This is a genomic window from Flavobacterium sp. GNP010, from assembly GCF_056428945.1.
The window spans coordinates 1-12171 of the sequence record NZ_JBWJVK010000012.1 but is presented as its reverse complement, the minus strand read 5'-3'; the positions used below and the strand labels follow the sequence as shown (position 1 = coordinate 12171).

The 12171-nt window shown below is 35.7% G+C and carries 10 protein-coding genes and 1 tRNA gene; 8 read left to right on the top strand and 3 right to left on the bottom strand.

Annotated elements, in window-relative coordinates:
* Window positions 1–74: 74 nt before the first annotated feature.
* The 5 genes from dnaE (at window position 75) to AC061C_RS06790 (ending at window position 7640) form a co-directional block, all read left to right on the top strand.
* Entirely contained in the window at window positions 75–4619 is a 4545-nt protein-coding gene (dnaE, locus tag AC061C_RS06810; protein WP_478290548.1) for a DNA polymerase III subunit alpha, read from the top strand.
* Between the two features lie 196 nt (window positions 4620–4815).
* Entirely contained in the window at window positions 4816–5739 is a 924-nt protein-coding gene (locus AC061C_RS06805; RefSeq protein WP_478290547.1) for an outer membrane beta-barrel protein, read from the top strand.
* A 319-nt stretch (window positions 5740–6058) separates the two neighbouring features.
* Entirely contained in the window at window positions 6059–6376 is a 318-nt protein-coding gene (trxA, locus tag AC061C_RS06800) for a thioredoxin (RefSeq protein WP_066083169.1), read from the top strand.
* 168 nt (window positions 6377–6544) lie between these two features.
* Entirely contained in the window at window positions 6545–7480 is a 936-nt protein-coding gene (locus AC061C_RS06795; RefSeq protein ID WP_417946469.1) for a DUF58 domain-containing protein, read from the top strand.
* Between the two features lie 86 nt (window positions 7481–7566).
* A tRNA-Asp gene (locus AC061C_RS06790) sits at window positions 7567–7640 on the top strand.
* A gap of 199 nt (window positions 7641–7839) precedes the next feature.
* Here the strand turns inward: AC061C_RS06790 and AC061C_RS06785 are convergent.
* A complete protein-coding gene (locus tag AC061C_RS06785) occupies window positions 7840–8340 on the bottom strand; it encodes a DUF456 domain-containing protein (RefSeq protein ID WP_478290546.1) in 501 nt (166 codons plus the stop codon).
* A 52-nt stretch (window positions 8341–8392) separates the two neighbouring features.
* Here AC061C_RS06785 and AC061C_RS06780 point away from each other — a divergent pair, with 52 nt between their 5' ends.
* The gene (locus AC061C_RS06780) at window positions 8393–8782 is read left to right on the top strand and encodes a hypothetical protein (RefSeq protein ID WP_478290545.1); all 390 of its coding nucleotides are present in this window, start codon (window positions 8393–8395) and stop codon (window positions 8780–8782) included.
* 42 nt (window positions 8783–8824) lie between these two features.
* On the top strand, window positions 8825–9301 hold the full coding sequence (locus AC061C_RS06775) for a hypothetical protein (RefSeq protein ID WP_478290544.1): 477 nt from the start codon (window positions 8825–8827) through the stop codon (window positions 9299–9301).
* Window positions 9302–9422: 121 nt separating this feature from the next.
* On the opposite strand, the gene AC061C_RS06770 is transcribed toward AC061C_RS06775, so the two are convergent.
* Together AC061C_RS06770 and AC061C_RS06765 are read right to left on the bottom strand one after the other, a co-directional pair.
* Window positions 9423–10523, bottom strand: coding sequence for a glycosyltransferase family 2 protein (locus AC061C_RS06770; RefSeq protein ID WP_478290543.1), 1101 nt, complete (start codon window positions 10521–10523; stop codon window positions 9423–9425).
* A gap of 7 nt (window positions 10524–10530) precedes the next feature.
* Window positions 10531–11517, bottom strand: a complete 987-nt coding sequence (locus AC061C_RS06765; RefSeq protein WP_478290542.1) for a hypothetical protein — start codon at window positions 11515–11517, stop codon at window positions 10531–10533.
* Window positions 11518–11572: 55 nt separating this feature from the next.
* On the opposite strand from AC061C_RS06765, the gene ruvC reads away from it, so the two are divergent.
* Window positions 11573–12127, top strand: coding sequence for a crossover junction endodeoxyribonuclease RuvC (gene ruvC, locus AC061C_RS06760; protein WP_478290541.1), 555 nt, complete (start codon window positions 11573–11575; stop codon window positions 12125–12127).
* Window positions 12128–12171 lie beyond the last annotated feature (44 nt).

Sequence of the window (12171 nt, the reverse complement as noted above, 5' to 3'; positions counted from 1 at the left end):
TCTACTCAAAAAAAACTAAATTTGAAATTCATTTTTTGCGATTTTTTAAAATCTCAAACACTTCAAATCCAGATATGTACTTAATATTCGATACTGAAACTACAGGATTACCAAAGCGTTGGGGCGCACCCATTTCTGACACAGATAACTGGCCACGATGTATTCAAATCGCATGGCAGTTGCACGACGATATGGGAAAAGTCATCGAGCATCAAGATTATTTGGTGAAGCCCGAGGGTTTTAATATTCCGTACGACGCGGAACGCATTCACGGTATTTCTACAGAATTGGCTGAGGCCGATGGAATTTCGTTGGCGGAAGTTTTAGAAAAATTCAATATCGCATTAGGCAAAGCTAAATTTATTGTGGGTCAGAATTTAGGTTTTGATATCAATATTATGGGTTGTGAGTTTTACAGAATGGGAGTAGAAAGCCAAATGAGCTCGATGCCTATTCTAGATACATGTACTGAAGTTACCGCTTCCTTATTGAAATTGCCAGGAGGCCGTGGTGGTAAATTTAAACTGCCTACGTTAACGGAACTGCACTCGTATCTTTTCAATAAACCTTTCGGTGAAGCGCACAATGCGACTGCCGATGTCGAGGCAACTACGCGTTGTTTCTTGGAGTTAATACGTCGCGAAATTTTTACCAAGGAAGAACTCGATGTTCCAGCTAGTTATTTTAAAGATTTTCAAAATAAGAATCCAAGTGAGATTAAACTCATTGGATTAAAACATATTAATCTTAAGGAAGCTTCAGATAAAATTCGTCAACAGTTTGGAGAAAAACAAGCGCCAGCTGTTTCTAGAGCAGAACTTTCTGAGAATAAAAAGGGGCTTATTGATACGCCTTTCGTGCATTTGCACAATCACACGCAGTTTTCGGTATTGCAGTCTACCATTAGTATTGCGGCATTGGTAAAAGCGGCAGCACAGCAAAAAATGCCTGCGGTTGCTATGACGGATCATGCCAATTTAATGGGTGCTTTTCATTTTGTCCGCGATATTTTATATCATAATAAGGCGGCTGAAGCCAAAAATAAAGCGGCTGTTGAAAATGGTGAAGAACCTACCGAAGTTCCGATGAAACCAATTGTAGGTTGCGAATTTTTTGTATGTGAAGACCATAAAAACAAATCGGTTAAGGACAACGGATACCAAATAGTACTTTTGGCGAAGACCAAAAAAGGGTATCATAATTTGGCTAAAATGTCTTCGATTGCGTATACGGAAGGATTTTATTATGTTCCTAGAATTGATCGAAAAGTAATTCAGGAATTCAAAGAAGATATTATTGTTTTGTCTGGAAACTTGTATGGCGAAATTCCAAATAAGATCCTCAACATTGGTGAAAACCAAGCTGAAGAAGCCTTGATCTGGTGGAAAAACGAGTTCAAAGACGATTTCTATATTGAGGTTATGCGTCACAATCAAGAAGATGAAAATAGGGTGAATGCGTCTTTGATTTCATTGGCAAGGAAACATGATGTTAAAATTATTGCGACAAACAATACCTTTTATGTAGACAAAGAAAATTCGAATGCTCACGATATTTTACTGTGTGTGCGTGATGGCGAAAAGCAAACTACTCCTATTGGTCGTGGCCGCGGCTATCGTTACGGACTGCCCAATCAGGAATACTATTTCAAGTCGGGAGACGAAATGAAACAGCTTTTTGCCAATTTGCCTGAGGCGATTTCGAATATTTCGGAGATTGTTGATAAGATTGAAATTTTCGATTTGGCACGAGAAGTATTGCTTCCAAAATTTGAAATTCCATTTGAATTTAATAATCCTGAAGACGCAGCTGATGGCGGAGTACGTGGTGAAAATGCGTATTTGAGGCACCTTACTTTTGAGGGTGCTAAAAAGCGTTATCCCGTAATTACTGAAGAAATTCAGGAACGATTGGATTTTGAATTATTGACCATTTCTAATTCTGGTTATCCTGGATATTTCTTGATTGTACAGGATTTAATTGCCGAAGCCAGAAGTATGGGCGTTTCGGTAGGTCCAGGTCGTGGTTCTGCGGCGGGATCGGTGGTGGCGTATTGTTTGAAAATTACGAATATAGATCCGCTAATGTACAACCTGCTTTTTGAGCGTTTCCTGAATCCCGATCGTGTGTCACTACCCGATATTGATATCGATTTTGATGACGAAGGACGCAGTAGCGTAATGGATTATGTGATTCGAAAATACGGTTCGAAACAAGTGGCGCAAATTATTACCTATGGTAAAATGGCAACCAAATCGGCAATTCGTGATACGGCTCGTGTACTTGATTTACCATTATTCGAAGCTGATAAAATTGCCAAATTAATTCCGGGCATGATGCCTTCTAAGTGGAATTTGGCTCGTTTTTTAAATGAAAAAGAAGACATTATAAAAAAAGCGGTTCGTCCAGAGGAATACGATAAAATAAAAGAATTAATAGGTCTTGCTAATGAAGATGATTTGGGTGGAGAAACCATTCAGCAAGCTAAAGTTTTAGAAGGAAACCTAAGGAATACTGGTATTCACGCTTGTGGAGTTATCATTACTCCAAGTGATATTACAAATTTTGTTCCAGTGGCTACAGCCAAAGATTCGGATTTGTATGTAACTCAATTTGATAACTCGGTCGTGGAAAGTGCTGGTTTATTGAAGATGGATTTCTTGGGTTTGAAAACATTGACTTTGATAAAAGATACGGTCAAATTAGTAAAATATAGAAGTAATATTGATCTCGATCCAGATACATTTCCTATTGATGATGTTAAGACGTATGAGCTTTTTCAACGTGGAGAAACCGTAGGGATTTTTCAATACGAGAGCGCAGGAATGCAAAAATACATGAAGGAATTGAAACCAACGGTTTTTCCCGACTTGATTGCCATGAATGCCTTGTATCGTCCGGGACCTATTGCATATATACCGAGTTTCGTCAAGCGAAAAAACGGTGAAGAAGAGATTATTTATGATCTTGATGCCTGCGAAGAATTACTAAAAGATACCTACGGAATAACGGTTTATCAGGAGCAAGTAATGCTTTTGTCCCAAAAACTGGCAGATTTCTCTAAGGGTGATGCCGACGTTTTGCGTAAAGCGATGGGAAAAAAGCAAAAGGATGTTTTAGATAAAATGAAACCGAAATTTATCAGTCAGGCTGCCGCCAAAGGACATGCCGAAGATAAGTTAGAGAAGATCTGGAAAGACTGGGAAGCTTTTGCGGAATATGCCTTTAATAAATCACACTCTACCTGTTATGCTTGGATTGCTTATCAAACGGCTTACTTAAAAGCAAATTATCCTGCAGAGTATATGGCTGCGGTACTCTCTAATAATATGAGTGATATCAAGCAGGTTTCCTTTTTTATGGAAGAATGCAAGCGTATGGGATTACAAGTTTTAGGGCCAGATGTGAATGAATCGTTTTACAAATTCACTGTAAATGATAATTACGCCGTTCGTTTTGGAATGGGTGCTATAAAAGGAGTGGGTTCTGGGGCAGTTGCAACGATTGTTGAAAACAGAAAAGATGGAAAGTACAAATCGATTTTTGATTTAGCAAAGCGAATAGATTTGCGTGCTGCCAACAAAAAAGCGATTGAAAATCTGGCTTTGGCAGGAGGATTTGATTCTTTTTTAGGGACGACACGGGCACAATATTTTCATGATGATGGTGATGGAATTACGTTCTACGAAAAAGCGATTCGGTATGGTGTGAAATTTCAAGAAAATGAGAATTCTGCACAAGTAAGTTTATTTGGAGATGCTAGTGACGTGCAAATTGCCGAGCCTATCGTGCCACCGTGTGAGGATTGGAGTACGATGGAGAAATTAGCAAAAGAAAAAGAGGTTGTTGGGATTTACATCTCGGGACATCCGCTAGACGATTATAAATTTGAGATGAAATATTTTTGTAACGCTAAGTTAGAAGCGTTGAGAAATATGGATCTTTACTTGAGTAAAAATTTGACTTTTGGAGGAATTATCAATAATGTGCAGCATCGAATAGCTAAGAATGGCAAGGGGTGGGGCATGTTTACACTCGAAGGGTATGATGAAAGTTATGAGTTTCGAATTTTTGGAGAAGAGTATTTGAAGTTTCGTCATTTTTTTATTCAAAATAATTTTACTTATATGAAAGTGTTGGTAAAAGAAGGTTGGACAGATCGCGATACAGGTAAAAAAGGAGAGCCAAGGTTGCAATTTGTTGAGGTCAAACAATTACAGGATGTACTGGAAACTTTTGCTAGAAAACTAGTTGTGCTTTTGAATATTGCCGATTTAGAGGCGGATTTTATTCATAAATTGAGTCATCTTTTTCAAGACAATAAAGGAGATAATACGGTTTCATTTGAAATCATGGAATTAGAAAAAATCAAGCGGATTGTTGAAAATGCAGCAACAAATATAGATAATGACGAAGAAGCCTTTGTAGAAGTAAATGACGATACTGAAATGGAAGGTAACGAGATTTTAGAGACAACAGTATTAGCAAAAGTAGAGGAGGTTGAAGAAATAAAAGTAATTACAAAGCTAACAATGCCGAGTAGAAAATTAAAAATTAAAATTTCGAATGAATTACTAATGGAGCTCGAAAAAATGCAAGTAAATTTTAAATTGAATTAAATAAGTTCTTTTTCGTCTCTTTTTTCTATTGTAAATGATAGCGAAATTTTTTCCTTCTAAATGAATATAGCTTTTTGGATTTTGCAACTTATTGATTATTAAATAATCATTAGTTTTAACATATTTCCAAAGTGATTTAATGAATAATCTTTAGTCTAAATGACCTATTTTTGCAAAAATGTTAAAAAAAGATGTTATGAAAAAGATGTTATTTGTAGTGGGATTTATGGTTTTTTCAATCGCGATGATTGGACAAACAGAGAAAAAAGAAAGTTGGTATTTTAAATTGGGAGGATCGTATTTTATGCAAACGGCTGCAACAGAATTTCCAGTGGTTTCAGGTCAGTTGCCTAACACGGATGTTTATGCTTCTAACGGAACAACTTTACTTTCAAGAGAAACAAATCACGGATCCTTTGGTGAAGGATTTAGAGTAGGTGTAACAGGAGGTTACCGTGTTTCTTCAAGGTTGGGTTTTGAGATGGGATTTAATCATTTTAAAAGCAACAGTAAAACTATGGTTGAAACCGTTAATAGGTTAGTGGCTCCTGGTCCTGTTTTCGCTTCCGGGAAAGCACAGGGAACAATTACCGCATTTGATTTGGCTCCAGCAATTGTTCTATTTTTAGGGGAGTCTAAAGGTTTTGAACCGTATACAAAAGTGGGGGTAATTGTGCCGGTTTCTGGAAATTTAACCATTGAAACAAACAGAACGTATACTACTCCTAGTGGAAATGTAAATACATACTCTAAAGAAAAAGTATTGCCAAACCCAACTGTAGGTTTTATGGCAGTTGTAGGTACTTCTTATAAGCTAGGAAAAAATATTTCAGTATATGGAGAATTAGAATACCGTAATTTCACAGTACATGGAAAGTCTAAAGAAACAGAAGTTTATACAGAAAATGGAGTAGATAATTTAAATACGCCTACATCGTTTCGTCCCGATGCATCTTATTCTGTAAACCACGTTAATTATGTAGATCAAATTAATAGTACTTCAAATAACAAAGCTACTAACTCGGCCGGTTTTGATAGTACGAAAGCTTCTGATGATATAAGTTCTTATGTTGGTATTAGTGGTCTAGGTTTAACACTTGGACTAAAATATAGCTTGTAATATAGCTTTTTATACGTGAAGGGATGTTTGTGAAAGCATCCCTTTTTTATTTTAAAAAAAAATAAGATTGGAGAACACAGATTTTTAGCCCTGATGGTAGCGGCATCCTTTTCCTTTTTTCTTTAAAAAGGAAAAGATATAGCGAACAGCAGGAAATTGCTCCAGAAAAAGCATTAATTTATAAAGCAAATAGGGATTGATAATAGATTAATAGTCAAAACTAATTTACGAATAGTGTTTGATTTGTTTTTAATTTCTAAATTTGTAGTTGGGTTTGAAACATCAAAATAGTCAAACCATAAACTTTAAATAAAATATTATGGCATTAGCAATAACGGATGCTACTTTTGAAGAAGTAGTTTTGAAATCAGATAAACCGGTGATGGTTGATTTTTGGGCAGCATGGTGCGGACCTTGTAGAATGGTAGGTCCAATCATTGATGAATTAAGCAACGAGTACGAAGGAAAAGTTGTTATAGGAAAAGTTGATGTTGACGCAAACCAAGAATTTGCTGCTAAATACGGTGTTAGAAATATCCCAACAGTTTTGGTTTTTCATAATGGTGAAGTAGTAGGAAAACAAGTAGGAGTTGCTCCAAAGCAAACGTATGCTGATAGTTTAGATGCTTTGTTGTAAAATAGAGTAGGATTGATATAAAATCTACTGAGATTTAATTAAAAGGTTTGGCGCAAGTCAAGCCTTTTTTTGTTTTAGCTAAATTTAATTCAGCTGCTCCATTAATTATTTCAATCTTTCAATCCTTAAAGTATTAAATTTTTCATTCTTTTTAAATACATTTGAGATATGAAGATAGAATCGCAAATAGAGAAAATTTCCAGTTTTCAGCACCTAGAGTTGCTGGCCAATCAGGTCGTAGAAGGTTTTATTTCAGGAATGCATAAAAGTCCGTTTCATGGCTTTTCGGCAGAGTTTGCAGAGCACAAAGTCTACAATGTAGGCGAAAGTACCAAGCATATTGATTGGAAATTATATGCCAAGACCGATCGTTTGTACGCCAAACGATTCGAGGAAGAAACCAACCTTCGCTGCCATATTATTATCGATAATTCGTCATCGATGCATTATCCTAAATTGAAAGAGAACCAGCAGTTTTTTGAGAATAAAATTGGTTTTTCAGTTTTGGCCTCAGCAGTTTTAATGAATTTGTTGAAGAAACAGCGGGATGCTATTGGATTAAGTGTGTATTCAGATACTTATGAGTACTATGCGCCTGAAAAAGGTAGTGATCGCCATCATAGGATGATTTTGAATGCGCTAGAAGGATTGTTGACAAAGCCAGTTGCTAAAAAAAGTACTGATACGGTTACCTTTTTGCATCAAATTGCTGAAAAAATTCACCGACGTTCCATGATTATCTTGTTTACAGATATGTTTCAGTCTAGTGCTGATGGATCAGAAGAAGCCTTGTTTAATGCTTTGCAGCACTTAAAGCACAACAAGCATAAAGTAGTTTTATTTCACGTTGTCGATAACAAAACAGAGTTGAATTTTGATTTTGATAATGCTCCAAGGAAGTTTATTGATGTAGAAACAGGAGAAGAGGTAGCTGTTTTTGCCGATACAGTCAAAGAAGAATATGAAAAACAGGTGGAAAGTTACTTTAAAAAGTTAGCGTTAACCTGCTCGCAAAACCGAATAAAGTACATTCCAGTAAGCGTTGGTGAAAATTTTGAAAAAATTTTAATGACATACTTAGTTGAAAAACAAAACTTTGGCTAAGAGATCTAAATTTTATCAAATATTTTTTAAAAAAACGCTTGTGTAAACGGAAATCTATTGTATCTTTGCCACCGCAATAACGCAGAGGTTTGGTAGTTCAGTTGGTTAGAATACATGCCTGTCACGCATGGGGTCGCGGGTTCGAGTCCCGTCCAGACCGCAATATTGGGGAAAGCCTTTCGTAACAGAAAGGCTTTTTTGCCCCATTAAGGTTTTTAACGTTAGTTGTGTTGTTTGCTACGAATTTGTAACTCGTAGCGGGTTTAGTAGTTAGACCAATGAAAAGCTTTCCACCTTGGTGGATAGCTTTTTTGATTTTAAAGTAGGTTCGTTTGCTGAGCAAAGAATCAAAAACTCCTTTAAAATAGCTCGGATTTGTGTTGCCAAACAATCCACAAAAACAATCCCAAATACAGTACGCAAAGGACAAATTTTATAAAGCTTGATGCTAGAAAGCCTATGAATGAACCTACGGCTGCTTTCAAAGCGCGTTTGTGATCATTGAGATCAAATATAAGCTCACCTATTAAAGCACCAATAAAAGGTCCAATAAGGAATCCAAAGGGGACTGGAGCAAGAATTCCAACGATTAATCCAATAGTAGTTCCCCATACCCCATAAGAGCTACCGCCAAATTTTTTAGTGCCTTTGGCTGGGATTACAAAATCTAAAACGGAAATAATTATTGTAATTAACAATGTAGTTCCTAAAACCCAATAATTGGCTGGTACAGCAACTGTAAAGTACAAGAGCAGTAATCCAACCCAACTTAATGTTGGTCCAGGTAAAACGGGTAAAAAACTACCCAAAACCCCTAAAATTATACAAATAAAACCAAGAGCAAAAAGCAGTACATCCATACATTTATTTTTAGTAATTTTGAAAATACAAAATCAGCATTGTATTTAACTCATGAAACAGTTCCAATTTAATATAGCATTATCGATTATCGTCTTTTTTACTTGTTCGTATTGGACTATACATGCCCAAGAAATAAAAGTTACGGACAAGGATATGTCTGTAAAAGAAATTATTTACAATGAAAATAGAGTAAAAGTATTAAATTATTCTTTGAAAGAGTTTGATGCGCTTTTTTTTGAATTTTTTGATAAAAAATCAAATCCATCGCTACTGTTGACAAAACAGGAATTCTATACCTATACCATACAAATCGCTATTTTTTCAGATCGATTGGCGGCATTGTATCCAGATCAAAAAGAAATTGCTGCTACAAACAAAAAGAAATGGTTTGCAGAAGCCTATGAAGATTATTTAGTTTTGAAAGCATCTCAAAAAAAATAAGTGTAATTTTAGATCCTATTAGTTCCATTCAAAAACAAAACCTTGAAGCAGTATTATCTCTTTTTCGTATTTCTCATTTTTAATTCCTGTCAATACTTTGACAAGCAAATCCCTTCGGAAAAGGAATTGTTACAAAAGGAACTGAAATCCATTAACTGGAAAGAAGTCGATGAATACCCATCGGTAGTAGATTGTGAAAAAATAGAAGATAAAAAGCAACGTCAACAGTGTTTTTTCGAAGTTTTAACGCAGCTGATTCAAGAAAAGTTAAGTGTTGATACTCTTTCGGTTCTTTATCCTGAACTGGACACGATAGAGGTAAAGGTGACTATTTTTCCTAATGCTACAATGCAATTCGAGCCTCAATTTCCTAAAGATTCGGTTGCCTATGACAAAACTAAAATCGATAGTATTCTTAAAGTCCGTTTAGTTAATTTTCCCAAAATTAATCCAGCCATCAAACGTGGAATCCCCGTGAAAACGCAATTTATACTGCCGGTAATTTTAAAAGTAGAGTAGTTTTATTGTTCTTAGCGAAGTTTAATGAGGAGCTATTTCCAGCTGTTCACTGTATCTTTTTCTTTTTAAAGAAAAAAGAAAAAGGATGCCGTTACCATCTGGGCTATGGTTGTAGTGCAAATCAGAATCTTCTCCCCTTCCATTCGTATTTTCCAAACAAAGAATACAGAGCCACGCTCGTACTAAAAAAAGGATAGAACAAAGTGCTCAAAATCAAATACCGGATTTTGTTATTGGTTAAAAAACGATTGGTTTTATAAATCAAAATGGTGTCTACAGTAAACTTTGATGCGATTATCATAAAGACAATCGGAGTAGGTACTACATCAAAGAAACAAAGCCCAATACTCAAAACCCAACACAAATTCCCTGCAAATACGAGCAGTCCCAATCCTTTCCCGAAAGCACTCTGATACGAACTTGTTTTTGAGGCCCATCGAACGCGCTGATAGCATAATGATTTCCAATTATCTAATGGTTTTGTAATGACAATGTTATTTATAGATTTTAGATAACTTACTTTTTCAGGGAATTTAGCAATCGCTTTTTGCAAAAGGAAAACATCATCGCCACTGGCAATTGTATCGTTTCCATGAAAGCCATTCAATTCCTGGAAAAAGGATTTGGTATACGTAAAGTTAGCGCCATTGCACATAAATCCTTTATTAATACCAAAACTCCCAATGGTAGCGCCTTGTAAACTTGCTATATCCAATTGCTGGAAATGATGTAAAAATGAATTGCCACAAGTATACGTTACCGCTCCGGCAATCATGGCAACATCATGAAGCTGAATGTAATTATCCAAGGTCAATAACCAGTTTTTATTAACTACACAATCGGCATCGGTGGTAATTATCCAGTCCGTATTTATAATTTGCATTGCGGTTACAATGGCATCTTTTTTAGGTGAATTTGAAACCCGATTATTAGCTACGATTGAAACCTTAAACTTTAACCGTTGTATTTTAAACTTTTCCTTAGAATCGTCATCAACTAGAATCACTTTGAATAAATCTATTGGATAATTCAAACTCGAAAAACTGTCTAATAGAAGCGGCAAGTTTTCATTTTCATCCCGAAATGGAATGATAATGGAGAATTTTGTTTTTGGCGTTAAGCCGTTATTTTCGGTTGTATTCACCTTGGTAAAACCATAAATCAGGACTAGTATCGCCAAGCAATAGATGAGGATTATAAGGAATAAAACAATTGGAATCATAATTATTTTATATAGTTTCGTCTTCCTCTCCTTTGGAAAGTCCCGAAGCTTCGGGAGGGGAGAGGGTTTTAAAATTCAAGACAAAATAACTACCAATTACAACTGGTAATACCACATTGAGAAACCACATCAAAGTAGAAATAAATATTACAATCCATTCGTTGACGCCTAAAATCCCGAAGAAATAAACAGCAACACTTCCTTTAACGGCAAAGTCCAAAAATTGAAAAGTAGGCAGCGAAGACGCCAGAAAATAAACAGATGAAATCGTAGCAATCATCGTGAGGTATGGCAAATCAACATCAAAAGCCAAAAATAAAAAGAAGTACTGATGCGAGAAAACCAAATAACGACAAATACCCAAAAAGATGTTTTTTTGATGAATGGGTTTCGGGATTTCATTAATCTTATGAATCAGTTTTTCGATAGAATACCCTTTAATTGTAATTTTTTTGACTAAAAATAAAACTAGGAAAAGCAGTAGTAGCACTGCAAGAAGCAGCACTGCCGTTTTTGTCGTAATCACATGGTATTGCGCATTAAAAACAAGCAGCCCAATAAAACCAAAAATAACGGTCAGTATCATTTGTATTCCGTTGCAAATCAGGTTTAAGAAAATTACTTTTTTTGTATTTGATTTTTCGAAAAACAATGCTTTTCCAGCATATTCGCCTATTCCATTTGGTGTAAAAAGTCCGGCCGTTAATGCGCCAAGAACCTGTTTAGTTGCTTCGCCCAAAGATATTTTATGGATAAATGCTACTAGGTTTTGCCATTTCAATATTTCAAAAAACCGATTTAAAACACTCAATAGCAAAATAAAGGCGATCCCACCAATGGATTGATTTTTTTGGAAAAGAACAATGAATTTTTGCCAATCTAATTTATCATTATTGGCAAGTTGATTGTAAATAAAATAAAACGCACCGCCAACGATCAAAAGTTTGATTAGAACTACGAGTAATTGTTTAGTTTTGTGTGGAATTGAAATCATTGTTACAAAGAAACGAAAACTTTGAACTTCGAACTTTAAACTTTAAACAAATCTTTTGTCAAACGAACGCATCATATTAGGAATTGATCCTGGAACCACAATTATGGGTTTTGGATTGATAAAAATTGTCAATAAAAAAATGGAATTTTTGCAATTAAATGAGTTGCAATTGTCCAAATACGACAATCATTATCAAAAACTAAAAATCATTTTTGAACGAACCATTGAATTAATCGATACACACCATCCGGATGAAATTGCAATTGAAGCTCCTTTCTTTGGCAAGAACGTGCAATCGATGCTGAAGTTAGGCCGCGCGCAAGGTGTGGCCATGGCGGCTGGACTTTCTCGAGACATACCAATTACAGAATACGAACCCAAGAAAATAAAAATGGCGATTACCGGAAACGGAAATGCTACAAAAGAGCAGGTTGCCAAAATGCTACAGCAACTTTTAGGGCTGAAAGAACTACCTAAAAACCTAGATTCAACTGATGGATTGGCCGCTGCGGTTTGTCATTTTTTCAATTCGGGGAAAGTAATTGGTGAAAAAAGTTATACTGGGTGGGATGCTTTTGTGAAACAAAATGAGGAAAGAGTAAAAAAGTGATCAGTGTTCACGTTTTTAGTGTTCAGTAGTATTGATTAAGGTAG

Coding starts and splice junctions, on each gene's coding strand:
- dnaE (WP_478290548.1), top strand. CDS start 75: ATGTACTTAATATTCGATACTGAAACTACAGGATTACCAAAGCGTTGG.
- AC061C_RS06805 (WP_478290547.1), top strand. CDS start 4,816: ATGAAAAAGATGTTATTTGTAGTGGGATTTATGGTTTTTTCAATCGCG.
- trxA (WP_066083169.1), top strand. CDS start 6,059: ATGGCATTAGCAATAACGGATGCTACTTTTGAAGAAGTAGTTTTGAAA.
- AC061C_RS06795 (WP_417946469.1), top strand. CDS start 6,545: ATGAAGATAGAATCGCAAATAGAGAAAATTTCCAGTTTTCAGCACCTA.
- AC061C_RS06785 (WP_478290546.1), bottom strand. CDS start 8,340: ATGGATGTACTGCTTTTTGCTCTTGGTTTTATTTGTATAATTTTAGGG.
- AC061C_RS06780 (WP_478290545.1), top strand. CDS start 8,393: ATGAAACAGTTCCAATTTAATATAGCATTATCGATTATCGTCTTTTTT.
- AC061C_RS06770 (WP_478290543.1), bottom strand. CDS start 10,523: ATGATTCCAATTGTTTTATTCCTTATAATCCTCATCTATTGCTTGGCG.
- AC061C_RS06765 (WP_478290542.1), bottom strand. CDS start 11,517: ATGATTTCAATTCCACACAAAACTAAACAATTACTCGTAGTTCTAATC.